Origin of the sequence: Synechococcus sp. MU1617 (assembly GCF_020514235.1) — a bacterium.
In the GTDB taxonomy this organism is placed as follows: Bacteria; Cyanobacteriota; Cyanobacteriia; order PCC-6307; family Cyanobiaceae; genus Parasynechococcus.
Genome location: NZ_VTLB01000001.1, coordinates 343805 through 369921, shown reverse-complemented (window position 1 = coordinate 369921; position 26117 = coordinate 343805). Strand labels below are relative to the sequence as shown.

The window sequence follows — 26117 nt, the reverse complement described above, 5'->3', positions numbered from 1 at the left end:
TTAATCCATCAGCCAGTCAAAATCATCGTCTGTTTCCCAATCCCTGCTCTTTTTTGACCTGCGTTTCCTTGGTTTGGCCTGTTCATCGACAAACGGCGGTGGAGGAAGCAAGACCGGCAGGACAGGCGTGGCTTGCTTGTTCACTTGATATGGAATCACCTGCAGCCGTATTGGTTCCCCCGCCTGTGCAGGCACCACAGCGCAAACCGCCAATGCCAACATGAGCCTTCGCACGACACTCTGTTTTTGAGTGATGCTCATCTTCGGTTACAGGGTTGATCAGGTGCCTGTGCTGTAACGCACATTGGCTTGGGCTCAAAAGTCGTGAAATTCTTTGTCGCGTGTGTTCCTCAATACGTACATCTCTTTGTGTCGCATAGCACCATTGAGATTGGTGTCATGGTGCGGTGACTTTTCAGCAATTGCTACGTGGATTGAGATTCTTGGTTGCAGCTGGCTTGTTGGGATGGGTTGTTTGGTTGTTTGTGGAACACCAGCGCCTCCACGATCGGGGTTGCCTGACCGAATCGGCATGGACCACACAAAATGATGAAATTTACGATCGCGAGCTGAAGGTTGAATGATGTTTAAGCGCTTTTCGTTTTCCAGCCCAGTTTGGCTGATTCCTGCTTTTATAGTCTCAATTGCCTGTGTCATTCAGACCATGCACGTCGTTGAGCATGGCCGCTATTGCAAAACCAGTGATGAATGGCGCCAGATTTACGATCAGTAGGTTTCATTCCTGAATCTTCCGATTCGTGGCATTGGTTTTTCAAGGCATTCTGATCTGGTGTGCTCCATGATACTTGCATTCTGGTTTGATTGAATTAGATATGGTCGATATATTTTTGGCCAATGTCTTCTAGCTCCCTTTCTCTTGAACAGTCACTCGATGCTCCTCCGGATCAACATTTAAAGCAGTTGATTCGTGAAGCTCTTGGTGAACTGGCTAATTCTCCACTGGATGGCCAAGATTACAACCGGGTTGTAGAGGCCTTCGTGCGTCGGAATCTGATTTAAATCCTTGTCTGGATTATGGCGGTAACGCTCAAAACCTGGTCATATTGTTTCTTGTCAAGCCGATGACTTTGCGCCGCCGCTCCGTTCTTTCCCTGCTTGGTCTCGGCACTGCCGGCATGGTGACAGCCCGCGTCCTCTCTGATGGATCTTTTGATCCATTGGCTGAACGGGTGGGTCGTCGGAGTCGACCTTTCAACCCCGTTCGTGTTCCCCTCCCGGTGGAGGGTGATGGCTTAACGGCTTCCGAGCAGCACAACGTTTATCGCGACATCTCTCTAGGAGACCGCCTCACGCTGCCAGATGGATTCAGCGCCGATTTGCTGGCGGCCTGGGGAGACCGTCTTGGAGACAGCCGTTTCGGCTTCAACAACGACCACCTTGGTTTCGTGCAGTACGGGGCTGATCAAGCCTCGATGACCGTCAACTTCGAATACATCAGTGCGTTGCCTTGGGCTGAGGGTTTCGAGGATGTGATCGGTCAAGCTCTGCCGTTTTCACGCCTGGTGGAGCAGCTGGCCCCGGCCGATGGCGAAATCGATTGCACAGCACTGCCCGCTGGGGATCCCTTGCTGAATCTGATCCGGGCTGTGGCTGATCAAGCCATGACGGATCTGGGGGTCGGGGTGATGAGCTTGCGGCGTGATGCCCAGGGGCATTGGGTTCGTGCCGACGCCGCCACTGATCGACGCATCACCGGCATCACGGGGCTGAGCGATCCCTCCCAGCGATTGGTCAGTACAGGACCCGCTGTGGCGGTGTTCCGCGCACGACAGCGCCTCGGCTATGACGATGGCCTTGGTGATGGCATCGTTGGCAGCTTCGCCAACTGCGGTGGTGGCATCACCCCCTGGGGCACGGTGCTGAGCGCCGAAGAAAACATTCAGTCGCAGGTGCCAGAGGCGGTGTATGCCGATGGCAGCTCAGTGCCTCCATCGGAACGGCCGTTTCTCTGCCGCGAAGGAAAGCTGGCCGGGCTGGGCAATGTCTACGGCTTGGCGGGCAACAAATACGGCTGGATGGTGGAGGTCGATCCGCAGCGCTCAGGCAATGCGGTGTGCAAGCACACGGCCCTTGGACGCTTCCGTCACGAGGCTGTTGCGGTGAGGGCCCAGGCCGGTCTGCCGCTTCAGGTGTATTCGGGTTGCGACCGCCGCGGCGGGCATCTCTACAGGTATGTCAGCAGCGGCAGCGTGACCGACGTCGCTGACAAAGCGAATTCAAGGCTGCTGGAGGCTGGTGAGCTTCAAGTGGCCCGCTTCCATGCCGATGGCTCTGGCGAGTGGTTGCCATTGACTCCAGATGCCGTGGTGGATCCTTTCCGGCCGAGTCGTTTCAGCGAAGCGAACCTCACCTGCCCCGTGGAGCTGCCCCACCGCGACCGCGCCCAAGCCGGTGCGGAGCTGTTTCGTGACGATGCCTCCGTTGAAGCCTATGCCCGTCAGTTCCGCACGCTGGCCGATCTGTATAGAGGCGAGGGTGATGGACTCCAGGGAGCCATCCTGATCGATGCACATCTGGCCAGCAGTGCCATCGGTGCCACGCCAACAGCCCGCCCGGAAGACACCAAGATTGACCCGATCAGCGGTGATCTGCTGATCGCCTTTACCTCGGGTTCCCCCGGGGGTCGGGGCGGTGCCGATCCGGCTGTGTTCCGTGGTCCGGAGGGCCAGAGCAGCTGGGGCCATGGCTGGGTGATGCGTCTCACGGAGCGTGGGGAGCGCGGTTTCCGCTGGACCATGGCTGTGACCGGCGGCGAGCCCTGGGCTGGAGGTCTTGGGCTGACCAATCCTGACAACCTGGCGCTGGATCAACGGGGCAATCTCTGGATCGTGACCGACCGCTCGATGAAGTCGGCCGCCGGTGATGTGTTCGGCAACAACAGCTGCTGGTGGGTGCCGCGGGATGGCGGCTCAGCTCTTTGCTTCGCTACCGGCCCGACGGAATGTGAGCTCACTGGGGTATGCCTGGACCAAGAGGAAACCAGCATTTTTTTAGCGGTGCAGCACCCCGGTGAGGTCAATGGCGCCAGGTCGCCCGGTGATTTTGAGTTTCAGTCGCACCGGCTGGTGGATCGTGAGGGTGAGACCTTCGATCAGCTGCGTCAGGTGCCATTGGGGTCCAATTGGCCGGCCCAGGCTCCGGGTCGCCCCCCCCGTCCCGGTGTGGTGGCCATCCATCGAGCCAATGGCAAACCCCTTTTGGCGGGTTGAGTTGGCTTCGGGAGCATTCATAGGTTCAGGCCTGCACCACCCAGGACCACCGCTTGAGATCCATCTGAGCTCTCGCTCAGATGCCTGGGTGCTCCACAACACACGCCAGCAATGAATCCGCTGCAACGCTGAATTGCTCTGAGCAATGCGCGCAATTGCCGTTGTTGACGTCCCGTCGCGTCCTCATCGCCGCTGCCCTTTTCGCCGTGATCTGCCTGGGTCTGCAGGCCTGGCGTTCTTGGGTTCTGCTGGCTAGCTACGACCAAGGCATTTTTCAGCAGGTGCTTTGGAACAGCCTGCACGGCCATTGGTTCGAGAGCACCCTCTCCTCGCAGCTTTCCACCAACGTGGAGCACGCCGGAGAGCTGCCTTCGGTGGATTACGAACGGCTTGGTCAGCACTTCACGCCAACCCTTCTGCTCTTTGCTCCATTGCTGGGGCTGCTCGGGGGAGCCGCCCTTCCGCTCGTGCAGGTGGGCCTCATCACTGCCGCAGGTCTTGTCTTGCATCGCCTCGCCAGTGGTTGTTTGCCGGAACGCATCGCCAACTGGATCGCCTACGGCTACTACGGCGGCAATGCCTTGATCGGCCCCACCCTCGGCAACTTCACGGATCTCTGTCAGCTGCCTTTGGCCGTCTTTGTGCTGATGCTTGGCCTGGTGGAACGGCGCACCATGCTGATCCTGCTGGCCGCCGGCCTGATGCCCCTGATCAGAGAGGACACGGGGGTGCTTCTGGTGGCGGTTGGCTTTTGGCTAGTCGTGCGCCAACGCGATCGCTGGCTCTTGGCTTTGGCACTGATCAGCTGGGGCGGTGGATGGGTGTTGCTGTGCACCAACGTTTTGATGCCGCTGTTCTCCGATGACAACGCCAAGCGTTTCATGGTGGAGAACTTCGGTCAGTACCTCCGCGGCGAGAACAGTGAGGGAAGCAACAGTCTTGTGGTTCTCCAACGGATGTTGACTCAGCCACTTCTGCTGCTGCAGCAACTGGTGGATCCCCCCGGAGGGACCATTCGCTACCTCCTCGGCCACAGCCTCCCGTTTCTCTTCTTACCCCTGATCAGCCTCGATGCCTGGCTGCTGGCGGGCCCAAGCCTGTTGGGACTGTTCCTGGCTCAGGGAGCGAACAACCCCCTGGCGATCACCATTCGCTACACCCTGCTGGTGGTGCCTGGCTTCGCCCTTGGCACCCTGTTCTGGTGGCAGCGGCGCCCCTATCTACAGCTCGGCCCTCGGATCAGGCTGGCTTGGGGTGCAGCCATCAGCCTCTCTCTGCTGCTCACGTTGACCAGCAATCCCCATCGCAGCCTCTCGTTTCTTGTTCCTGCCAGCGTGCAGCCATGGGTGCACAGCAGCCCGGCTGAGCAATGGAGCCATGGTGCAGCGGCTCGGCGTGCCTTGGCTGTGATTCCTCCGCAGGCCAGCGTTGCGGCGAACACATCGCTGGTGCCTCTTCTTGCCCGCCGCGAGGTGTTGGTGCGCTTCCCCTTCAACACCGACTATCTGGACCGCAAGGGCCGGCCTCAGAGCGTGGACTGGGTTGCCGTGGACCTCGATTTGCTTGAGCGTTACGGCCAGGCCTTCGCAGGAGATTGGCGTCAGCTCCGCAACAGCAAGCGCTGGATTGAACAGCACCGCCAGGTCTATCGCGTTCAATCCCTGGATGATGGCGTTGTGGTGCTCCAGAAGGAAGGCCCGATTCATGCCGAATTCGAAATCGCTCTGGACCAGCACCTGCAGCAACCACTCCCAGCCAATCCGCGCCGACGGGGCTCATGAAACGCTGCCGTACCAGCTTCGTCGGATGAACTAAAGCCAGGTTCAGAACTTCATCGACGGGCAGGTGATTGATCTGGATGTAAAAAATCTTCAATGCGGAAGACTCGCACTCACTCGATTCACTTCACCGCAACGAAATGAACTCACTCCTGTACCTAAGCAAGGGGGTAAGTTGTATCTGTCTTCTGTCCGTCTCGCGCTTGATCTCGGATTATTCCTGAGGTGAGGTCTTAAGAATCCATGCGCGTCTGTTGACGGGTAAGCCTCTACAGGCGTTCATCACGGCTTACTAGCGGCCTGCGCATTGTTCTGTTCTCACGCTTTGTTCAGCGAACGCACGCTCGGATGCCAATTTCCAGGGGTTCGGTATGACAAGCGCAAAGATCAAGAGTGCCCAAGGAAATAGGCTGAGTGGTTTTTCAGTCATTGATATCGAGCACTAACCAATAATCTTTGCTGAGCTGGTTTAAGTGAAATTTGTGGATGGCTTCAGGAGCAATTAAGCCATGTTGGCCGTGTATTCCAAAGCACATCCTTCGGTGATCGGAGCCTGCTGGAGGTAAGGTTCTTCCATCAAGAATTCTTGATGCATTAATGGGTCTCTTCGAGCGCTATCTCTCTGTCTGGATCGCCCTGGCGATCGTGGCTGGGGTTGGCCTCGGCGCTTTTTTTCCTGATGCGGCGGCAAGCATCGCAGCCCTGGAGACTCTGGGGATCAACCTGCCGATCGCGGTTCTGATCTGGGGAATGATTTTCCCGATGATGCTGGCGGTCGACTTCTCCTCCATCGGAGCGATTCGCCAGCAGCCACGGGGGCTGTTGGTGACAGCTGTCGTGAACTGGGTGATCAAGCCCTTCACCATGACAGCCCTTGCCTGGCTGTTCATCCGTGGCGTGTTTTCTGCGTGGATCCCGGCAGCCGTCGGCCAGGAGTACGTGGCCGGGATGATTCTTCTCGGGGTCGCTCCTTGTACGGCGATGGTGTTTGTGTGGAGTCGCCTTAGCGACGGCGATCCCAACTACACCCTGGTGCAGGTCGCGTTGAACGACGTGATCATGGTGTTCGCCTTCGCTCCGATTGCGGCGCTTCTTCTGGGGGTTTCGGAGGTGTTGGTGCCTTGGGACACGATGCTTACGGCGGTTGGGCTGTTCGTCGTGGTTCCCCTAGTGGCCGGGTGGTTGACGAGGGTGAGTTTGAGAAGTGCCCGCCGGATTGAGCGGTTGGAGACGCGGCTTAAGCCCCTGGCGATTGGCGCCTTGATCGCCACCGTGTTGCTGCTGTTCATGGTGCAGGCCCAGGCGATCCTGGCCAATCCGCTGGCCATCGTCTTAATCGCCATTCCTCTCATCCTCCAGACCTATCTGATCTTCTGGATCACAGCGTTTTGGATGCGCTCAGCAGGCCAGCCGCGATCGATTGCGGCACCTGGGGCCATGATCGGCGCGTCCAACTTTTTTGAGTTGGCGGTTGCGGTGGCAATCAGCCTGTTCGGTTTGAACTCCGGGGCTGCATTGGCCACGGTTGTTGGTGTGCTGGTGGAGGTTCCAGTGATGCTGTCGCTGGTGGCGATTGCCAATCGGAACCAACGCCTGTTCCCTGCCTGAGAGGAGCAGCGTGATGCCCAGGCCGCTGCAGGTGTTTGTTCAGTTCTTCGTGTTGGGGCTGACCTCCTTCGGAGGCCCCGTGGCCCATCTCGGTTACTTCCACGAGCGCTTTGTGCAGCGGGAGCGTTGGATTACAGCTGAGGCCTACGCCGATCTCGTTGGGCTCTGTCAGCTGTTGCCCGGTCCTTCGAGTTCCCAGGTGGGCATGGGTCTGGGGCTGATGCGGGCCGGTTGGCTTGGAGGGCTGGCGGCCTGGGCGGGGTTCACCTTGCCCTCCGCCGTGTTGATGGTGCTGGCGGCGTCGCTGCTCTCGTCCCATCCCACCTGGATGGACGGGGGCTGGGTGCATGGCTTGATGGTGGCGGCTGTGGCTGTGGTGGCCCAGGCCGTTCTGGGCCTGCAGCGCAAACTGGCTCCCGATCGGCAGCGGGCCAGCTTGATGGTGGCGGCAGCTGTGCTGGTGCTGTTGGTGCCACGCGTCTGGGCTCAGCTGTTGGCCCTGCTGCTTGGTGGCCTGGTGGGGTTTTGTGCTCTGAAGCCGCCAGAACTGGAGCCATTGGCGCCTGAACGTCTCGTGGTTCCATTGCAGCGCTCGGTGGCGCTGGGGTTGCTGGCCTGTGTAGTGCTGCTGTTCGTGGCTCTGCCCTGGCTTTCCGCTGAGGCCAGGCCGCTGCTGGTGCAGCAGCTCAGTGGATTCCTGCGCACGGGTGCCTTGGTGTTTGGTGGTGGCCATGTGGTGCTCCCTTTGCTGGAGCAAGCGCTGGTGCCCAACGGTTGGATCGACCTGCAGCAGTTCCTTGCGGGGTATGGCGCCGCTCAGGCGGTGCCGGGGCCGATGTTCAGCTTCGCGGCCTTTCTTGGCTTTGATCTGCAGCCTGGGCTTCAGGGCATCGCCGGTTCTCTGATGGCGCTCATCGCTCTCTTTTTTCCTTCGTTCTTGTTGATTGGCGGGCTCTTGCCCTTCTGGAGTGATCTGGGCCGATTGGCTCCGATGCGTCGTGCCCTGCTTGGCATCAATGCATCGGTGGTGGGCATCCTGCTGGCGGCCTTGTTTCAACCCGTCTGGCAAACGGGAATCCGCGGTGGCGCTGAGTTCAGCCTGGCGTTGGTGGCGTTTGTGTTGTTGGTGAGCTGGCGGCAACCGGCCTGGCGGGTGGTGCTGTTCTGTGCCGGGGTGGGTGGTTTGACCTTGGCCTGATGGATTCCTTTGCAGAATCACTGAATTGATGTGGAGCCTGTTGGCTGGAGCTTCTTATGCAAGATTTCTCCAGTGCCTACTTGATGATTCGCATTAGCGGAGAGGCCTTTAGAACGATCTAACTCGCAAGGTCAATTGCCTGGATCGACTCCCATGGCATGACTTTGATTTTCCTTGGCGGCAGAAAAATCATCACTCAGCTTCTGCCAGGAGGTGCCCAGAGCTTGCACCGCTTGGTCAGGGGAGTGCGACAGAGGTCACCAACGGTTAATGGGCGGTTCCGTCTGGCGCGTGGAGGGAGCAGAGCAGAGCAGAGGCCTTAGGAAATCGATTGCTCATCCGATAGCCAGGAGCCTCATCTGCTGATGGTGCAGAGTGCTGTTATGAAACAGCCGAACACTCAGCAACTGCGATCGCTTCGGCTTTATGCGCTCGCTCGGGATGACAGGGCCGTAGCGGAACTGAATTCACGCATATCCAACTCTCCGGATTACCTGATTGACGAACTGATGATTCGTCACGGATGGCCTGCCCACGAAGCTCTCTGTGCAGTCCAGCAACTTCAAGAGGAAGCCCTCCGGGGCACGTCAGATCAGCAAGTCTCCTGATTGGTTCCCATTCAAAGTGGGCCAATAGGCACAGCTGATGAACCAGTTCAGTCTCAATTACAGCTCCCCGGGCTGATTAGGGTTATTCGCAAATTCAAGGTCATCCCAAGTGAGCTCAACCCAGTTGAGACCCTCTTCAATCTCTTGTTTGAGAACCGCAGCCTTTTCGTGAGCGCCATCGGCGACGAGGCTTAAATATCTTTTGTATTCAGCCAACCAGGCAACGATGTTTGGAGTGCTGTTGGTCATGTTCTGATCGACAAGTTGCACAGTGAAAAAAATCTCGACTGTGGCCGCTTACCCGTGATGCGATGAGGGCAGGTTGCTTTAACCCAACTGTTCCCTCATCTTGCCACCTCAGTTTGACCCGGATGAGAGAAGGGTCGGCACGAGCATGACGCCCACACACTGATACCAGTTTCACGGTTTGGCATCAGTAGTAATTCAGGAAATCCGCCGCAATGACGGCTTGGTGATGGCCATGGAGTGAGTGCCGATATGCCTTTATTTCCGCTACGCAAGGTCGCCCGGCGGCGAAGACCAAGCCCACTAATCGGTTGTTCATTTCTAGAGAATGCCTCGGTGCAGAGGGCCAGCACATTTCTTCCAGCCCATCGACTTGAGCCTGTTCCATTTCTCCAGAGCCTCTTCATGTGTCATCAGTTGACTCCCCTGAGGGATCGGGTCATCAGGTGGTCGCCAATGGAAGCTGCGCAAGCAGATCAAATCATTTCGAGAGTCAACTTGATGGCTGGTGAACTGGCAGTAAAGCCGCTGTGGCTCATTAGCAAGCCAGGCGACAACAGGCTTGTACGAAAGCTTTTCAGTGATGAGTTCGCTCCATAGGAGATGAACCTGGTTGATCCCTCAGGCGTCTTTTTTCGTAGTTGAGCTGGCGAAGCTTCTCGATGTGCTGCTCATGCTCTCCGCTGCTCCAGTGTTGGGGGAAGGCGACTCGGGCTTGAAGCTCCGAGATCTCGTTGTTGAGTTCTCTCGCTAGGTCCTCGGACCAAATTTCTCCTCCACGCTGATCCATGACTCGCTGTAAGGGGCGAAAATACAGAAAAAAGGCAGAAGAGCTCCTCACTCCAGATCAACATTGACGAATGAAAGTGGCAGTTTGTCTTTCATTAGCGTGAAATTAACTCTGGAGTCATCTGCATCCGACTTCGCAGGTTGCACAACGCCCTGGTCTCCAACCGACGAACCCATTCCCGGGAAATACCCATTTTTTTGCCGATCTCGGCAAGGGTGTGTCCTTCAAAGAAGCGCATCAGAATGATTTGGGCATCTTGCTCATTGAGCCGACTGAGTACGGCTTGGACTGCTTCTTCCGCATCAGTCACCTCCGGCTCGTCCCCATTGGACGCGATTAGATCCATAAGGCTTCTGCCTCCGTCTGTGAGTGCTGAATCGAGAGAGAAGCAGCGGGTACGTAAATCGTCTGCAAGGGTCTTCGTTACTTCTTCCACTGTTACGTCCAACTGATCAGAGATCTGTTGCACCGTCGGCTGGTCCTCTAGCTCCAATGTCAGCCGGTTTCTTACAGTTTTGATTTTTGAGAGCAGCTCCCTCCGGTTTGAGGGAATTCGAATCGTTCTGGTCTGCTGGCTGATTGCTCTGTTGAGCCCCTGACGAATCCACCAGTAGGCGTAAGTCGAAAACTTGTAGCCTCTGGTTGCATCGAATTTTTCGGCGGCTCGGCTTAGGCCCAGAGAACCCTCTTGGACCATGTCTTGTAACTCAAGACCACGCCCCAGGTTTTTTTTGCAAACGGAAACAACCAAGCGGAGATTGCCTGACATCAGCCGTTCCTTAGCCCGCTTGCCCCGCCGCTGAACTTGTGTGGGTGCGGCTTCGGGTCCGCCAACGTATTGGAGCCATGCCTGGATCTGATGCGAGCAGTAGATCTCCTCTTGGTCCGTTAGTAGTGGAACCCGTCCAATCTCTTGCAAATAGTCGCCGAAAGAGTCCATGAGGCGACCATTGATTCAGCGATCGTTGCAGGTGTTTCTGCAGCGATCGCAGAACCATCCAGATTTCTCCGCACATCTGCTTGCATTCAACATCTTTCACCTGTGCCGTACTAAAGGCGACGGAGGCTGCGCGATTACGCGATCGTGGCTTCGCAGAAGATGCGGAGCGTGATCGAGCCAGCTGAAGCTCAGTTAAATCCTGCGCTTTGCTCTGACTTTGAGGGCCTGCTTGTTGCGCCAAATAGCGAGGTAAACCCCAAGCCCTAAGCCGATCAGCAGAAGAAGAGGGCTCATTTTGGGGAGATCTTGCTCAGGTTGCATCCTGGTGAACTCCGCAAGCTCTGGATTTAGACATTTCTGGATCTGCAGAGCAAAGGCGTTTGATCAGTTCATCGTGATCGTGCTCCGACAATGAGCCGTCAGCAGACCACTTCAAGCAAGTTCTTTCGGTCCAAGTTTTGGGAATGAAGGCCGGAGTCATGAACACCTCCTGTCTTGATTGTGCCAATCTCCCATTCGACACAAGCTCCTCAATACCCCTGCATGGGGACAAAAAACCTGGAGTGTGACTTCCCCAGGTGGCTTCTTGAGAGAATGAGGAAAGCCCTGTTGTCTTCGGTTCAGGGCTTCCGCTCACTGATCAGTTGAAGGTTGGCGAATGCAGCGGATGGGATCAATCAACTCAGCATTCCCGGCATGGGGTCTATTTGGCTTCCGGGCTAAGGCCTTAGTTTCAAAGCAATCAAAAGAATTAAGGGCTGATTACCCCTTCTGTTTATTGGCTCGGATCTGTTTCATGTGAGGCTGAAGTGGACAGGCGAGAGCGCGAAATGGATGATGTTTGCCGTCGTTGATGAGAGTCCCCATCGGTTCTGCGTTAACGGTGCAGATGATCTGCATTGGAATCTTGGAGCTGCTATTGGTCTAACCATCACCTTGTACCTGTCGAGGCATCAAAGCAAACATTCCAACTGTCTTAATAACGTCTTGGTAAGTCGCGATTTTGACTAGCGCTTTTGATATATGCAGACAGGTTTAAGCATTGCGACTAGCCCGTGGAGGCTGACGGCGAGCCGCTTTCATTTACTTCGTCTGCGTATTCCCGCTCGAGGTGCTCAAGTCGAGCCAAGCACTTTTCTGCATCTGCCCAGTGGCCAAAGCGGCTGAACCATCTGCTGCGTAGCCCTTCCCACCTAATGCCCCAACGCAGCGACTCGGCGTAGCTCCGTGATGCTCCGCCGCTGTAAGTGAGCCGACTTCGCGTTGAACGTTTAGAAATTGGAGCCTCCTCCATGAAGGAGACCCTTAGGACGGGCATCCGCTTAACCACTTCTAGTGGGTTGGATCACCAGCTGTGGATGTCAACCCCACCACCAGCCTGTGCATTGACGACTGTTGTAATTGAATCTTCTGCTGATCAAGCGATTTTGGCCGTGAGGAGATCCTTGCGAAACTGGTCTGCCGCCGCGATGAATTCGAACCCTTCTCCGAACGATGCCCGATGTTGCCTGATCCCATAGATGAATATGGGTGGAAATAAAGAGGCTTAGTTGGTTTTGAAGAAAGGGCAGTTTTTTAATGAACCGGAGATGCCCCACTCTCGGATTACTTCCCCTATGACGCCTTGCTGTTTTTGCATGGGCGTCCACCCCTCTTCAGGTTGAGCCACATTGCTTTCTCAAGCGACGTGAGCTTTGGAGACGTTTCATCCAAGGCAGCTGTTGCACGTGCCCTTGCCGCAATGATGAAACGCGCTGTCTTATCTACCCCGTCGAAAGCCATTTTCCTAAAGAGGCAGATCAATAAAATCTAGGGTTGTGAAATTTGGCTTGCATTGAATGACAGTGAGCCCTCACTTCAAGCGAGGGCAAGAGCTGCCTGGGATCGACTCTCTCCAGAGAACCCCTTTTGCAGTGCCGAGCACCGACCGCAACGATTCGCATCAGCAGCGGTTAACGTTTCTTTACAAAAAGGTGCGCTCTGTGCTTTCTGGCTTATTCCCTCTCGCTTACGCCATTGTCTTGACGTGCTTGCTCCTGCAGGCGTTTCGGGTGATGCGTTTGTCTTCTGCCTCAGTGGCCAGCGCGCCGAGGGACCGGACAGGCCTCAAAACCATTCATCCAGAACTGTTGGATGAGAACGGTCTGATGACCAACGAAGAACTCTGGACTGTTCGCTTCTCGGACCAGGACGGCGTTGTTTTCCCTGAAGCTTGAGCGTGATTATCGACTTTGGTTTCAGCAGGCTCGACATGTCGCGTCGTTTCCGGAAAGTCGCCGGGTTCAAGGGACGATGATGTTGGCCCTCTGCCTCACCAAAGACCGGCCTGTTGCTGTCTGATCTGACAGCTCGGCTCCCGATCCTGTTGCTCGACCACGACAAACGTTCCACATCTGATCGATTTATGTCGCTGCTCGCATTCCGGGCAGTGATGCGCGAAAGTACCAAAACGCGAATGGGCCGAGAGACCACAACGCGAGACCCGAATAAAAGGACCTCTCAATGAGCGGAAGAAGAATGCATCCCCTTTTAATGGGTGTGGATAATGCGCGAAAAATCGCGAAACAGCACGTTGAGCTGACTGGTAATGAATCGGCTCAGCGCAAACGTTTTCTCCGTGCTGTAGCAGAAGAATCAGAAACTAAGGTGAAAGCGGAGTCGTCGCCTGAGCGTCCAAAGCCGCGGCATCTCCAAGTGGTTGTTTCCCCCTAGTGGATCGCCCCTTAGAACGATGTAAGTGGCAGGTCAGATCTATTTAGACAACTCGAAGGCTCCAGCGGCTTCATCGGGGAAGGTCCATGGCTTTTCCACCTCGTTCGATTTGCGCTTCAGCCAGGCCTCAAAGCTGTCCTCGTCTTGCTCAAGGATCGGTCGGTCGGCTGGATGGATTCCCATCCAAACACCTTATTTTGATTTTCCTTGGCGGCAGGAAAAGCACTACCCAGCTTTAGAAAAGCTGCCATTTTGATTTAACAGCTAGGTGCTCAGAGCCCGCAGAGCAAAGAAACCAGTATCTCGGAGCAGTCCCAACTGTGTGGGCGGGTTTGCGATCCTGGAATGGCGGTTCTCCTAACTCAAATTTGCAAGAGTTGGGCGTAGAACTAGATCAGTAGATAGGGGTGTCAATGCTCAACCAATTCACTCTCACGGCCACCACTTCCGTGGCCATTATTGGCCTAATGGCACTGCTGTATGGCGGTGTGCGGTTCCTACAAAACCATTAATCACAATGAAGAAGGTTTTACGCCCACTTCGCCGGGCGGCTGTCTACGGATCTTTCAGCTACCTGGGCTTAGTCGTGATCAATAACAGCGGCCTCGACCTACCCAGTCTTTGGATTGCTTACCTACCAATGTTTGTCGGTGTTTATGCCCTTTCGATATGGATCGATCAGAGATTCAGCTCATAATGACCTCTGGCCCTAGGGGTGATTGTTCGACTCGAATACATATTTAAGACTCCCTGACTGACTTGTACCTAAGAGTGCTAGGCATGTTGGAGAAGCTCAGTTCAACGATTCAGCTTTTCAGGCAATGAGTCTTGACTCCGACGTCAAACAGGAGTCTTCGTTGTGGTGGGGTGGTGGTAACGGCGATTCCGCTGCTACTTGGCTCCCAGTTGGCCTTGGAATGTTTTGCAATTGGGTGTGTTCAAGAGCAACTCGCGATAATGCAGAAACCGATCCCATATGCCTGAGAAGGCAATCCATGACGGCATTCCGATTTCTTTGTCAGTGTTCAGCTGCTGTGCGCACGGGCTTGGTTGGAGTTTTTGTGGTTGGCTCGCTGCTTTCGGTGATTCAGCCGGTTCAGGTGCACGGCGATATCAAAGGGGGTGCTGCGATGCCCGACACCAGCAGGGCGACGGGGCCCCAGATGTCGGTGTATCGATCGGCGAGTTGCGGTTGCTGTATGTCATGGGGATCGCACATCGCTTCAGCGGGATTTCGCATTGATGACCATGTCACTGAGGACATGGATGTTGTGAAAAAGGCGCGTGGTGTCAGCCCTCAACAGGCTTCGTGTCATACCGCGGTTGTGGAGGGATATGTGATCGAAGGGCATGTGCCTGCTTCTGCGATCCAGAGGCTGTTGAAGGAACGGCCCAATATCCGTGGTCTTGCTGTTCCAGGGATGCCAATGGGTTCTCCTGGGATGGAGGTGGCTGGCGTCGAGGCTGAACGTTTCGAGGTGCTTGCAATTGCCCATGACGGAACAACCTCCGTCTTCGCGCGTTACTAAGCGGTTTCAGTGAGACCGCTTCAGGGAATGAGGAGTCATCGCGATAGTTTCAAGAGCATCGCTGCACCAGACACTGTCACGATGACGGTGAGCCCACCCAAGAGCACTGGGTAGACGGGCTGAAGGTTCAGAACACCGAAATTCCCGGTGTGGATCTTGAGCAGCCAGAAGGCATCAATGTCTTGCTCCAAGAGCAAGCTGTAGAGAGATCCCGTGCCTGCGGTGATCAGCAACGGAACAGCGGCGATTGGAACCAGCCAACGGTGAATCTTGCGTGCTCGCCGTGAAAGCGGACGTTGGTTCATAGCTTGCGAAGTTGGCGGTGGAGTTCACGCTCATCTGCGCAGGGCATCCACTTTCCGTTGTTCTGATGCACCGTATTGCAACCAATCACACTGGCACGTTGTTGCGCGACAGCTTTGGATGGGTAGATGCCTTTGCCGTGAGCATGGCTGGCCATCGGATGGACAACGAAAGCAGCGATGAGGGCGAATGAGATGGAGATACAGCCCATCATCCTTGGGGTGAAGGCATTAAAGGTGATTGCTTTCACAGCGCGAAAAGGCCATCAAATTTGTAGTAGTTCGGCTTATTCAGTCCTCCGCTTTGCAGCATCTTGCGGAGTTCGATGATTTCTTTGCGCTGGGCAACGATGATCTCGCGCGCCAGCCGCAGGATTGTGGGGTTGGTGGATTTATCCAGGGCGTCGTGCGCCATCTCCAGTGCACCGCCGTGGTGCTGAATCATGCCCTCAAGAAACCAGTTCACCCGGGTTTCAGGGCTGGGGGCCGATCCGCTCATCTGCATCGCCGTGATCTGTGCGGCGCTCATCCGCCGCAGGGCTTCCAGGCTGTTGGGATTGCCACCGGGAGGCAGCATCACTGGATACACCGGAGCCTGGGGATACCAGGCTTTGCGCCACTGCCCCATCGCCTTGATCTCATTGCTCTGCTCATTCCAGATGCCGTTGGCCAGGGCTCCCACGCCCGGTGAACCAATGTTGAATACGAATTCACTCATGCGCAGCGCACCGATGTGGTGCTGCACCATGGCGTCGATCCAGCGCAGGTCGTAGGTGCTGCCTGCAGGGCCCACCGAATGGTCATGCCCATGGTGCGGCTGTTGGCTCGGTTGCCGTTGATGGTGGTCGTGGTTGTGATCGTGACCTGAGTGATCCATCGCCGGCTGTGCCACGGACACGGCCGGTAGCCAGAGGGAGGCAAAGGCAACCAGAGGAAGAAGGCGACGCAAGTCGGACAGCACGAGTCCAGATAGTGTCTGGTCTCCCCTTACAGGAGAGTCAATCCCCGTGACGGCTTCGGATGCGTTGCTCAAGATCGGTGCGGTGGCGGAGCGCAGTGGCGTTTCGGTGAAAACGATCCGCTTCTACTGCGACCAGGGCCTGCTCCAGCCGGTGGCGCGCTCTGATGGGCGCTACCGCCTGTTCGACGACTCGGTGTTTGCCGAGCTGGCCTTGATCCGCCGTCTGCGGGCCATGGATCTACCGCTGGCGACGGTTGGCACTGTGCTGGGTGCACGGCGATCCGGGAATTGCACCTGCAACGATCTCCAGGCCACGATCCGCGGCAAGCTCACCGAGATTCAGCAGCGCGTCCACGAACTACAGAGCCTGGAAGCCGAACTCAACACGATGCTGAACACCTGGGAGCGCTGCGGCGGCCGTTGATGCGTTGCGCGATCAGCGCAGTGCTCAGGCTTCGATCAAGATGTTGCCCATCATGCCGAGCTCCTCGTGATCGAGGATGTGGCAGTGATACACGCTCTTGCCAGCAAAGTCGCTGAAGCGGGTGCGCACTCGCACGGTTTCGCCAGGGCGCACCAGCACCACATCCCGCCAGGCCCGGTAGGGCTCAGGCCTGCCATTGCGGCTGATCACCTGCATCGGATTCACATGCAGATGGAAGGGGTGATCCATCACGCCTGTGTTCAGCAGCTCCCAGTCCTCTGTGTCTCCCAATTGCACGCGCGTGTCAATGCGCCCATGGTTGTAGCTCTGGCCGTTGATCAAAAAGGCCATGCCCATGCCTGGTGCCATGCCGTGATTCATCACAAATCGGCGCGTACGCAGCGGGCTGGGGAGCTCCTCCACCGCTAAGAGCTGCTGCGGCAGAGGCTGCGGCGCTACAACGCCATTGGTGCTCACCGTTGCGATGACATCAGCTTGTTCCTGGCCAGACACCGCTCTCCCCATGCCCATACCCATACCCATGCCCATACCCATGCCCATACCCATGCCGCCCATCATTGGGCGCCCCAGGCGCCTGTAGGGGAGGTTGTTCAAGCGAAACCGACCACCTTCGGGAGCCACCTGCACCAACACATCGGCACGCTCGCCGGGCACCAGCAGCAACTCCTGCAACGGCAGTGGTTGCTCCAGTGCACCACCATCAGTGGCAATCAGATGCATGGTGTGACCCTCCAGCGCCAGTCGCCAGAAGCGGGCATTGGAGGCGTTGAGAAGGCGTAGGCGCAGCAAGCCGCCGGCTGCAACCTGCAGCTCGGGCTTCACCTGGCCGTTCACGCTCAGAATCGAGCCTTCTCGGCCAAGCATCACACCAGAACCGGAGCGCTGGTTGGCGGCTGGAAGATCCTTGAGCACAAGCACTTCTTCCTGGGCCGCCTGCACTTCAGGGATGCGATCGAGATCGCCTCTCACCAGCAGCGCACCACCCAGGCCACCAAACACCTGGTCAGCCACCGTTCCATGGTGATGGGGGTGGTAGTAGAAGAGGCCCGCCGGGTGATTGTCCGGCAAGGAGAAGCTGCAGCTCTGTCGCTGGCCAGGAGCAACCCTCAGGAACACATTGTCGGCTGCTCCGCTGGGTGGAATGTGCAGGCCGTGGTAGTGCAGATTCGTTGGCTGAGTCAGGCGGTTGTGCAGCTGGATCCGCACCGCATCACCAGGCTGCAGTTCAAGCTGGGGGCCAGGGAGTAAGCCGTTGTAGGTGAGTGCCCGTCCTGATGTGCCAGGGATGCTGATGGACGTTTCCTGCGCTACCAGATCCAGCTCCAGCAGGCCAGCTTGAGAGCGCACTGGCGACGTCGCCGCCGCGTTGATGCTCCTCCGTGGATCTGCGGCCCAGCCATGGCAGCCATGGCGCAGAGCCGCGACTGAGGCTGCTGCAGTGCCACCGGCTGCCAGGGCGAGAAAGGAGCGCCGGCTGATCACAACGCACCCCCAGAAGCAAGAGCCATCACTGGCTGAATCAACATCGCCAAACCCATCAGCCCCATGATCAGATTCTCAGCGAAGCTCACCACCCCCAGCGGTGTGCGGGAGTTGCCGCCCACGCAGGCACAGTTCAGTGCCAGGTGATCGACGAACACGGCTTTGCCGACGGAGACCATGCCCATCACACCGAGAAGCACTGCTGTCACGCCAATCACAGCTTCAAGGCCCATACTCTCGGCCGATTGCAGCATCCCAAGTCCCACCAATAGCTCAACAGCGGGATACAGTTTTCCCCAGGCCTGCCAACGCTGCGTGAGCAGGTCATATTTGCGGAAGCTTGCAGCGAATGCCGCAATATCCATCAGCTTGAGCATCGCCAACAGGCAGATCGCCAGGCCCATGTAGCCCCGGATTTCGCCCCCTAATGCCAGGTTGATCAACAGAGCGCTCAGGAACACAGCGATCACTGGTGCGTAGGACACCTCTGCTGTTTCCGCGGTGACACCAAGCCGTTTCGCCAGCTCGGTGTAGCCCCCAATGCGCTCCGCGCCGGCAAACACCTGCGGCGTGGTGGTCACACCGTGGGCATGCTTGAAGGCTTCCACCTCCGCCTGGCTGCGCAGAGGATGATCCTCAAACGGAATCCCCTGGGCGCGCAGGAGCTGAAGCGCGCGCTGCCCCCACGGACAGGCATGCTCGGGCGTCTCCATCCTGTAGAGACGCACAGCGCTGAGTTCCGGCTTAGCCATCACCCTCCACCGTCTGGAAGGCTTGGGTCCGGCCGGATTCGGTGAAGGTGAACACCGTGTAGCTCTCTGTCTTGAACGGTGATTCCATGCCGGGCGAACCGAGCGGCATACCGGGTACGGCAATTCCGGCCACCTGTGGGCGTTCCTTCAGCAGCCGCTGAATCGCCGACACTGGAATATGACCCTCAACCGTGTAACCCCCAATCCGGGCGGTGTGACAGGACTGCAGCTGAGGTGGAACGCCGTAGCGCTGCTTGATGCTCGCAAGGTTGCTCGTCACGTAGTCCTTCACTGTGAAGCCGGCTTGCCTGAGGTGGTCCAGCCAGCCTTTGCAGCAGCCACAGCTTGGGGAGCGATAGGCGGAAACCACCGCAGGCACAGGTATGGCGGCGACTGGAGGCATCAACAGAGGCACAGGAGGACGGCGACTGCTTCCACCGTAAACACTCCAGTCGGTGGAGAGTCAATGGGGTGGCTCAGCCGCCGGAATCTCCAGGGAGAAGCAGCTGCCGCATCCAGTCCTGGAGTGCACCTGGATTGCTGCGCGATGGCGGACGGCGATGGCTTGCGCGATGGCCAGCCCCAGCCCACTGCCACCCTGGAGGCGTGAGCGAGACGGATCCAGTCGCGTGAAGCGATCAAAGATTCGGCCCTGCATCTCCTCAGCGATGCCAGGTCCGTTGTCGGTGATTGAAAGCTGGAAATGGCGACCCTGGTGCTTCAGGGAGACGTCGATCGCGCCACCTGCTGGGCTGTGCTGCATCGCGTTGCTCAGCAGATTGATCACAAGCCGGCTGAGTTCTGTCTCCGCCCCAAGCACCTTGGCACTGGACATCCATGACGTGTGAATCAGGCTCACCTGAGCAGCCGCAGCTGTCTCTGAAAAATCCTCCATCACATCGGCCGTGATCTCGGCGAGATCACACACCGTTGCCGGCTCCCGCTCGCAGGGTCGTTCAAGGCTGGCGAGCAACAACAGGTCGCCGATCAGGTTCTGCAGGCGCCGGCCCTGGGCCAGCACCCGATCCCAGCGTCCTGTCTCCACCACTGCCATCAAGTTGGCCAGCGGGGTGCGTAATTCGTGGGCCACATCGGCGCTGAACTGCTCCTGTCGCTGATAGGCCTCCAGTAATGGTGCCATCGCCAATCCAGCCAGCCACCAGCTGGCAGCGCCCATGGCCAGCAGCGCAACGAGGAAGACAGCATGTCCCAACCACACCAGCTGTTGTGCTTCCCGGTCCAGATCGTTCAGGCTGTGTGAAATCTGAAGGAATCCCCAGACGGGTTCTCTGTTGCTGTTGGAGTGATGCAGATGAATGGAGTAGGTGAGCCAGCGCCGGCCAGCGGGTTCTTGCGTGAGCTGCCAACCTTGATCAGCCGCTGGCGGGAGCAGGATCGGAGCCCCGGGGGAGCTGGCCAGCAGAGCACCGTTGGGATCGAGAACACGCAGCTTGTAGCGGTCGGAATCGGTGGCACTGATGGCATGGCGTTCAACCAATGAATCCGGTGCCTTGCAAGGCTCTCCTGCAATACAGAGGCCCGGTAGAACCGAAACAAGTGCGGGCGTGGGCCGGGCCGCCTGCGGCAGCAGGACAGGCTTGAGACTGTCGTGCAGGGTGCCGGCAAGAGCTTGCAGTTCACGCCGGATGGCGCTGTCCTGGCTCTGCAGCAACAGCCGTCCCATCGCGAACCCCGCGCCGTAAAGGAGTGCACCCATCACCAGCAAGGAGAGTCCCGCCAGTCTCAATCGAGCTTGAAATAACAGGCGATGCGCTGGCGTTTGGATGGTCATCACAGCAACACCGCAGCATGCGGGTTCAGCCGATACCCCTTACTCGGTATGGTTTCAATCGGAGAAGCAAGCCCATGAGAAGCAAGCTTGCGCCGCAGCAATCGCACCTGGGCGGCAACAACATTGCTGATGGGATCCTGCTGCAGATTCCACAGTTGGTTGCGCAAGCGTGAGCCGGAAATCACCTCACCGGGGTGTTCCAGGAAATAGCTCATCAGTTGCTGCTCTTTCGTGGAGAGCTCAATGCAAACCTCAGCTGCGGCTGTTGCCACGAGCAACTGCCCCGCGGCGAGATCCAGCCGGAAGCAACCGGCTTCCAGGAGCGGCGCCCGATAGCTGGGCTGTCGCCGCTGCAACGCCCGTACCCGTGCGAGCAGCTCCTCCATCGCGAAGGGCTTGCTCAGATAGTCGTCCGCGCCGGCATCCAGGCCCTCAACCCGGTCGGCTGTTTCGTTACGGGCCGTGAGCAGCAAGAGCGGTAGCGCCAGGCCCCGCGATCGCGTTCGCCTGCACAGATCGAGGCCGCTGAGCTCCGGGAGCATCCAATCAAGAATTCCCAGGTCGTAGTGGGCCTGATCACTCCCCAGAAGCACCCAGCCGTCCTGACCGCTGACGCAGTGATCCACCACATGGCCCTGGCCCTCCAGGACTGCCTGGATGGATCGCGCTAGATCCATCTCGTCCTCCACCAACAGGATCCGCATGGGCATCGGCGTGGCGGATCAACAGGGCACAGATCTTAGTTAGGGGCAGTGGATTTCATCTGTTTTTCATCCCGGTTGTGCCAACTTCCGCCTATCCAGTGCTTCCCCAGGCCTTTGCTTCCCCGAATCCTGCAGCTGGCGGCCAGCGCCAGCCTTGCTGCCACAGCCTTACTCGCAGCGCCCATCGCCACGCCCCTGGCCCTGGCGCATGTGGGCCATGGCGATGAGTTTCAGCAGCAGGGCGACGCACGCCAGGTGCGCCGCAACGCCGAAACCGATGCCCTGTTGGGGGTGGCCACGGCAACGCCGGAAGACGGGCCGGATGGGCTCTCGGTTCCCTCCACTGCTCTAGTCGATGCGAATGGCAAGCCACTGCTGTTCGTGCAAACCCAGACCACCTACGACCCTGTTCTCGTGGTGACGGGTTCCAGACAGGGTGACCGGGTTGTGATCACCGAGGGCCTTGATCCCACCGACGAGGTGGTGATCTCTGGCGCCCTCTCGCTGTACGCCGAATCGAAGAAGACACCACAGGCTGAGCCGGCAGCAGATAACAAAGCCGCTGCGCCACAGGACAGCGCGACGGCGAGCCCGTCCGCTCTACCCATTCCCGCCCTGGCAGCTGGCGCGGTTGTCGTACTCACCGCTGGGGCTATCTGGCTGAACCGCCGCAGGAAGACGGATGCTTGAGCGGTTGCTCAACACAACGCTGCGGTTTTCGATCGCACGCCGCTGGCTGATCGTTGCCGCCGCGGTGGTGATCAGCCTCTGGGGCCTGCTGGCGGTGAGCCAGATGCCCCTGGATGTGTTTCCCCCCTTCGCGCCGCCGCAGGTGGATGTGCAAACCAGCGCCGCTGGGCTCTCACCGGAAGAAGTGGAAACCCGCATCACGCTGCCGATCGAATCGGCAGTGAATGGCATTGCCGGGGTGGAGACCGTGCGCTCCTCCTCCAAGCCGGGTTTGTCGATGGTGCAGGTGGTGTTCAACCAGAACGCCGACATCTACCGCGCCCGCCAATCCGTGGCGGAGCGGCTGCAACAGGTGAGCGCCCAGCTGCCTACCAATGCAGATCCCCCCGAGCTCTCCCCGCTGGTGTCGCCTCTGGGCACAATCCTGCAGGTCGCCTTCACCGTGAACGGCGATGGCGCCACATCGCTGATGGATCTGCAGCAGCTGGTGTTGCGCTCCTATCGCCAGTCGATCCTGGCGGTGCCCGGCGTCGCCCAGGTGACGATCTACGGCGGCGATGAGCAGCAATTTCAGGTGCTCCTTGATCCCCAGGAGCTGCAGGCTCAGGCTGTCTCGCTCAAGGCGGTGATGGAGGGTGTTGGCTCGGCGATGGCCACCAGCCCTGGAGGCTTTCTGATCGGGGGTGGCCAGGAGCGGTTGATTCGCCCCTTGGCTCAGGTCACACAGGTGAGCGATCTGGCGGATGCGGCGGTGAAGAGCGAGCAGGGACGATCGGTGCTGCTCTCAACACTGGGAGAAGTGAAGCGCGGTGCAGCGCTCAAACGCGGTGACGCCAGCTTCAACGGCAAGCCAGCTGTGGTGCTGATGGTGACCAAGCAGCCCGATGTGGACACCCCCACGGTGTCCCGGGCAGTGGAGCAGCGCTTGGCCGAGCTGAACCGCACGCTGCCGAGCGATGTGCAGGTCCAGACCACATTTCGTCAGAGTAATTTCATCGATAGTGCCATCCGCAATGTGAGCGAGTCGCTGCTCCAGGGGGTGGTGATCGTTTCGGTGGTGATCGTGCTGTTTCTCATGAACTGGCGCGCCGCCGTGATCAGCCTCAGCGCCATTCCGCTGTCACTGCTGATTGGCCTGATGTTGATGAAGAGCCTGGGCCTGGGCATCAACACCATGACCCTGGGTGGGCTGGTGGTGGCGATCGGTTCGGTGGTCGACGACTCGATCGTCGACATGGAGAACTGCTATCGGGGGCTGCGCCGCAACCGGGCCAGCGACACGCCCAAATCGCCCCTGCAGGTGGTGTTCGACACCTCGGTAGAGGTGCGCCAGCCCGTGCTGTTCTCCACCGTGATCATCGTGGTGGTGTTTGCGCCGATCTTTTCGCTCACCGGCGTAGAAGGGCGCATCTTTGCGCCGATGGGCCTGGCCTACCTGCTGTCGATCGCGGCCTCCACCCTCGTAGCGGTAACGCTCTCTCCCGCGTTGTGCGCCATCTTGCTTGCGCCTGCGGAGCTGCCAGAGGAGAACACCTGGCTGGCTAACCGGGCTGAGCGGCTCTACCGGCCAATCTTGGATCTAGCGCTGAGATCACCGCAGCGCGTGCTGGCCATCGCTCTGGCGCTGATCGTCGCCACCACAACGATCCTGCCGGCACTGGGCCGGGTGTTTCTACCGGAATTCCGCGAACAATCGCTGGTGAGTTCGATGGTGCTCTACCCCGGGGTGTCACTGGAGATGACCAACCGAGCGGGGCTTGCACTGACCCGTTCGCTGCAGAACAACCCGTTGTTTGCATGGGTGCAGGTGCGCACGGGCCGCGCCCCCGGTGATGCCGATGGGGCCGGCGTGAACCTAGCTCACGTGGATGTGGAACTGAGCGATCAAGCCATGGCCAATCGGCCCGCTGCCATTGCCGAGCTGCGGCAGGCTTTTTTAAAGCTGCCCGGTGTGGCGCCCAACATCGGCGGCTTCATCTCGCATCGCATGGATGAGGTGCTCTCGGGGGTGCGCAGCGCGATTGCAATCAAGATCTACGGCACCGATTTAGGCGAACTGCGCCGCATCGGTGAGGCGGTGGAGAAGGCCATCAAACCCATTGATGGAGTGGTGGATCTGCAGTTGGAACCGCAGCTGCCGATTCCCCAGGTGCAGATCCACTACGACCGCCCGCTTGCGGCGGCGCTGGGGCTCACGGTGGAGGAGCTGTCGCAAGCAGTGGAGATCGCGCTCAACGGCAAGGTGGTGGGCCACGTGGTGGAAGGGGGTGTGCGCAGCGATGTGCTCGTGCAGCTTCAGGAGAATGCTCGCCAGAACCTGGAGGCCATCCGCTCGTTGCCGGTGGCCTTCAGCAATGGCATGACCGTTCCTCTCGGCAGTGTTGCCTGGGTTGAGGAAGGTCTGGGGGCCAACATCGTCAACCGAGAAGATGTTTCCCGCATGATCGTGGTCTCCACCAACGTCAGCGGCCGGCCCCTCGGCACTGTCGTCAAAGACATCCAGCGCACCATTGCCCGTGAGGTGCCACTGCCTCAGGGCTACACGATCCGCTACGGCGGCCAGTTCGAATCAGAAGAACGGGCAACCGCGTCTCTGGTCTTCTACAGCGCTGTTGCCGCAGTGGTGATCGGTGTGCTGATGGTGATTTCGGTGAAATCAGTGCCCGCCACAGTGGCGATCATGCTCAACCTGCCCCTGGCCCTGATCGGAGGTGTGGTGGCGGTGTTGCTCACGGGAGGAGTGCTATCGATCGCCTCGTTGATCGGCTTCATCACGCTGTTTGGCATCGCCGTGCGCAATGGGTTGTTGCTGGTGGACAACTACAACCGCCGCCACGGCGCAGGGCAACCCCTGGGCGAGGTGATCCGTGAGGGAAGCCTGGAGCGCCTCAACGCCATCCTGATGACAGCCCTCTCCTCGGCACTCGGAGCCTTGCCTCTTGCACTCGCTTTCGGGGCCGGGAATGAAATCCTGCAACCGTTGGCTGTGGTGGTGCTCGGTGGATTGACCACCTCCACGGCCCTGACCCTGCTGGTGCTCCCGGCGCTCTATGCACGCTTTGGCCATTGGCTGCTGCCCGCCCGCGACGGTTCGGCGTCGTCTCTTGCCTCTCTCCCGTCATGAACCTGAGCCTTAACCACCTCACGCATCACCTGCGCCAACCCGGCGTGCTTCTTCCTCTGGCGATCTCCGCATCTCTGCTGGTTGGAATCGGTGTGGGTCGCCAGAGCAGCCGGCCGGTCTCTGCGCCATCGGTTGCGGCGATGGACCGTGCGGATGCCAATGGCAGCGTGGCTCTCAGCGAAGACCAGCTTCGGCGATTGGGATTGACCACTGTTCGCCCCGAACTGAGCTCGGGCACGGAACGTCCGATCACTGGTTTTGTTGAAGCAGCAACATCGTCGCGCTCAAGCGTGGGGATGCCTGTGGCGGGACGTGTTTTACGTCTGATGGTGTCACCGGGCACCCGTGTTCGTGCTGGCGAACCGATCGCAGAAGTCCAAAGCGCTGATGCGGCTGCTGTACGCGCCGATGCCGATGCAGCGCAGGCCACGGCGCACTCGCTCGCATACCTGTACCGCCTTGCCGAACCCATGGCACGGCAAGGTGCACTCTCGACCCAGGAGCTGGAAAGCCGCCGCATCGCCAGCGTTACAGCCGCGACGACAGCCAGGGCAGCCGCTGCCAAGGCTTCAGCGCTAGGGAAGCCTGATGATTCAGGGCGTCTGTTGATTCGCAGTCCAATTGCCGGTCAGGTCACTGCTGTGAGCACCTCACCCGGTGCCGTCCTGTCTGTGGGGGAAGACGTGGCCCAGATCAGTGATGTCACAGGGGGTGAGCTTCGCTTCCTCGTGTCACCGGGACTCGCCACGAACATCAGGACCGGACAGCTGCTGCGCGTTCGAGCGGGAGCTCAGACGCTGCAGGCACGGGTGATCGCTGTGGCACCTGATGCGCAAACCGCCGGGCGCGTGATGCTGCTCCGCGCGCAACCTATTGATGCTCAACTCCCACCGATCGGAACAGCTATCACGGCCTTTGTGCAGATCCCATCCTCCGAGCAACGGTTCATTGTTCCGCAGGATTCCATTGCCCTGATCAATGGATCACCGGTGGTCTTTCGCTATCAACGGGGGGCTGTGGAACAGGTTGCTGTGGTGGTGGCCCAGCAAACGGCGGGGCAAGCGGAAATCCTTCAGGGTGTTCGTCAAGGTGATGTGCTCCTGAGAGGCAACACGCAGATGTTGCGCAACGCACTGGATGCTTCCAAGGACAGCAGCCAGAACTGAGTGAAGTTCAGCAACCCGATCAAACCGATGGCATCCTTGAGATGCGGTCAACTCTCTGGC

General features: G+C 58.7%; 24 protein-coding genes. 10 read left to right on the top strand and 14 right to left on the bottom strand.

From position 1 onward, the window contains the following. A complete protein-coding gene (locus FZZ90_RS02000) occupies nt 1-261 on the bottom strand; it encodes a hypothetical protein (protein WP_226424095.1) in 261 nt (86 codons plus the stop codon). Nucleotides 262-315: 54 nt separating this feature from the next. Next, the gene (locus FZZ90_RS01995) at nt 316-657 is read right to left on the bottom strand and encodes a hypothetical protein (RefSeq protein ID WP_226424094.1); all 342 of its coding nucleotides are present in this window, start codon (nt 655-657) and stop codon (nt 316-318) included. A 425-nt stretch (nt 658-1082) separates the two neighbouring features. Here FZZ90_RS01995 and FZZ90_RS01990 point away from each other — a divergent pair, with 425 nt between their 5' ends. From FZZ90_RS01990 to chrA, 4 genes are all read left to right on the top strand, one after another. Next, a complete protein-coding gene (locus FZZ90_RS01990; protein ID WP_226424093.1) occupies nt 1083-3230 on the top strand; it encodes a PhoX family phosphatase in 2148 nt (715 codons plus the stop codon). Between the two features lie 80 nt (nt 3231-3310). Further along, nucleotides 3311-5011 (top strand): DUF2079 domain-containing protein, encoded by a 1701-nt coding sequence (locus tag FZZ90_RS01985; RefSeq protein WP_226424092.1) that lies wholly within the window; start codon nt 3311-3313, stop codon nt 5009-5011. Between the two features lie 594 nt (nt 5012-5605). Continuing rightward, a complete protein-coding gene (arsB, locus tag FZZ90_RS01980; protein WP_226424091.1) occupies nt 5606-6616 on the top strand; it encodes an ACR3 family arsenite efflux transporter in 1011 nt (336 codons plus the stop codon). A gap of 13 nt (nt 6617-6629) precedes the next feature. Next, complete coding sequence (gene chrA, locus FZZ90_RS01975; RefSeq protein ID WP_226424090.1) at nt 6630-7814, top strand: chromate efflux transporter; 1185 nt, start codon at nt 6630-6632, stop codon at nt 7812-7814. 665 nt (nt 7815-8479) lie between these two features. On the opposite strand, the gene FZZ90_RS01970 is transcribed toward chrA, so the two are convergent. From FZZ90_RS01970 to FZZ90_RS01960, 3 genes are all read right to left on the bottom strand, one after another. Further along, nucleotides 8480-8671: a hypothetical protein gene (locus FZZ90_RS01970; RefSeq protein ID WP_226424089.1), complete on the bottom strand. Its 192-nt coding sequence runs from the start codon at nt 8669-8671 to the stop codon at nt 8480-8482. A gap of 318 nt (nt 8672-8989) precedes the next feature. Continuing rightward, nucleotides 8990-9253, bottom strand: coding sequence for a DUF1651 domain-containing protein (locus FZZ90_RS01965; RefSeq protein ID WP_226424434.1), 264 nt, complete (start codon nt 9251-9253; stop codon nt 8990-8992). Nucleotides 9254-9552: 299 nt separating this feature from the next. Then, complete coding sequence (locus FZZ90_RS01960; RefSeq protein WP_226424088.1) at nt 9553-10398, bottom strand: sigma-70 family RNA polymerase sigma factor; 846 nt, start codon at nt 10396-10398, stop codon at nt 9553-9555. Between the two features lie 1973 nt (nt 10399-12371). Between FZZ90_RS01960 and FZZ90_RS01955 the strand changes: the two genes are divergently transcribed. After that, nucleotides 12372-12614, top strand: a complete 243-nt coding sequence (locus FZZ90_RS01955) for a DUF2973 domain-containing protein (protein ID WP_370631020.1) — start codon at nt 12372-12374, stop codon at nt 12612-12614. Between the two features lie 535 nt (nt 12615-13149). Here FZZ90_RS01955 and FZZ90_RS01950 read toward each other — a convergent pair. Continuing rightward, nucleotides 13150-13293, bottom strand: a complete 144-nt coding sequence (locus FZZ90_RS01950; RefSeq protein ID WP_226424086.1) for a hypothetical protein — start codon at nt 13291-13293, stop codon at nt 13150-13152. Nucleotides 13294-14105: 812 nt separating this feature from the next. On the opposite strand from FZZ90_RS01950, the gene FZZ90_RS01940 reads away from it, so the two are divergent. Beyond that, entirely contained in the window at nt 14106-14639 is a 534-nt protein-coding gene (locus FZZ90_RS01940; RefSeq protein WP_226424084.1) for a DUF411 domain-containing protein, read from the top strand. Between the two features lie 35 nt (nt 14640-14674). On the opposite strand, the gene FZZ90_RS01935 is transcribed toward FZZ90_RS01940, so the two are convergent. Genes FZZ90_RS01935 through FZZ90_RS01925 form a run of 3 tightly spaced genes read right to left on the bottom strand, consistent with a single transcriptional unit; the run spans nt 14675 to nt 15890 of the window. Continuing rightward, nucleotides 14675-14944 (bottom strand): hypothetical protein, encoded by a 270-nt coding sequence (locus FZZ90_RS01935; protein ID WP_226424083.1) that lies wholly within the window; start codon nt 14942-14944, stop codon nt 14675-14677. After that, the gene (locus tag FZZ90_RS01930; protein WP_370631008.1) at nt 14941-15192 is read right to left on the bottom strand and encodes a DUF3721 domain-containing protein; all 252 of its coding nucleotides are present in this window, start codon (nt 15190-15192) and stop codon (nt 14941-14943) included. The genes FZZ90_RS01935 and FZZ90_RS01930 overlap by 4 nt, the downstream gene beginning before the upstream one ends. Then, a complete protein-coding gene (locus FZZ90_RS01925; protein ID WP_226424082.1) occupies nt 15189-15890 on the bottom strand; it encodes a DUF305 domain-containing protein in 702 nt (233 codons plus the stop codon). The genes FZZ90_RS01930 and FZZ90_RS01925 overlap by 4 nt, the downstream gene beginning before the upstream one ends. A 58-nt stretch (nt 15891-15948) precedes the next feature. Here FZZ90_RS01925 and FZZ90_RS01920 point away from each other — a divergent pair, with 58 nt between their 5' ends. Further along, entirely contained in the window at nt 15949-16326 is a 378-nt protein-coding gene (locus tag FZZ90_RS01920; RefSeq protein ID WP_226424081.1) for a MerR family transcriptional regulator, read from the top strand. 24 nt (nt 16327-16350) lie between these two features. Here FZZ90_RS01920 and FZZ90_RS01915 read toward each other — a convergent pair whose 3' ends face one another. The 5 genes from FZZ90_RS01915 to rppA are packed head-to-tail and all read right to left on the bottom strand — an operon-like array spanning nt 16351 to nt 21083. Then, nucleotides 16351-17829, bottom strand: coding sequence for a multicopper oxidase family protein (locus FZZ90_RS01915; RefSeq protein WP_370586622.1), 1479 nt, complete (start codon nt 17827-17829; stop codon nt 16351-16353). Further along, entirely contained in the window at nt 17826-18581 is a 756-nt protein-coding gene (locus tag FZZ90_RS01910; protein ID WP_115070382.1) for a MauE/DoxX family redox-associated membrane protein, read from the bottom strand. Before FZZ90_RS01910 ends, FZZ90_RS01915 begins: the two co-directional genes overlap by 4 nt. Next, entirely contained in the window at nt 18574-18984 is a 411-nt protein-coding gene (locus tag FZZ90_RS01905; RefSeq protein ID WP_115070381.1) for a DUF411 domain-containing protein, read from the bottom strand. Before FZZ90_RS01905 ends, FZZ90_RS01910 begins: the two co-directional genes overlap by 8 nt. 60 nt (nt 18985-19044) lie before the next feature. Next, nucleotides 19045-20373, bottom strand: coding sequence for a cell wall metabolism sensor histidine kinase WalK (locus FZZ90_RS01900; protein ID WP_186473046.1), 1329 nt, complete (start codon nt 20371-20373; stop codon nt 19045-19047). Continuing rightward, nucleotides 20373-21083 carry a two-component system response regulator RppA gene (gene rppA / locus FZZ90_RS01895; RefSeq protein WP_363159579.1) on the bottom strand — a complete coding sequence of 237 codons (711 nt, stop codon included), beginning with the start codon at nt 21081-21083 and terminating at the stop codon, nt 20373-20375. The genes FZZ90_RS01900 and rppA overlap by 1 nt, the downstream gene beginning before the upstream one ends. A gap of 108 nt (nt 21084-21191) precedes the next feature. Here rppA and FZZ90_RS01890 point away from each other — a divergent pair, with 108 nt between their 5' ends. From FZZ90_RS01890 to FZZ90_RS01880, 3 genes are read left to right on the top strand one after another with little or no spacing between them, the layout of a single operon-like run. Continuing rightward, nucleotides 21192-21767: a hypothetical protein gene (locus FZZ90_RS01890; RefSeq protein WP_226424080.1), complete on the top strand. Its 576-nt coding sequence runs from the start codon at nt 21192-21194 to the stop codon at nt 21765-21767. Continuing rightward, complete coding sequence (locus FZZ90_RS01885) at nt 21760-24891, top strand: efflux RND transporter permease subunit (protein ID WP_186515170.1); 3132 nt, start codon at nt 21760-21762, stop codon at nt 24889-24891. Before FZZ90_RS01890 ends, FZZ90_RS01885 begins: the two co-directional genes overlap by 8 nt. Continuing rightward, nucleotides 24888-26057, top strand: a complete 1170-nt coding sequence (locus FZZ90_RS01880; protein WP_115070378.1) for an efflux RND transporter periplasmic adaptor subunit — start codon at nt 24888-24890, stop codon at nt 26055-26057. Before FZZ90_RS01885 ends, FZZ90_RS01880 begins: the two co-directional genes overlap by 4 nt. The last annotated feature ends 60 nt before the right edge of the window (nt 26058-26117 follow it).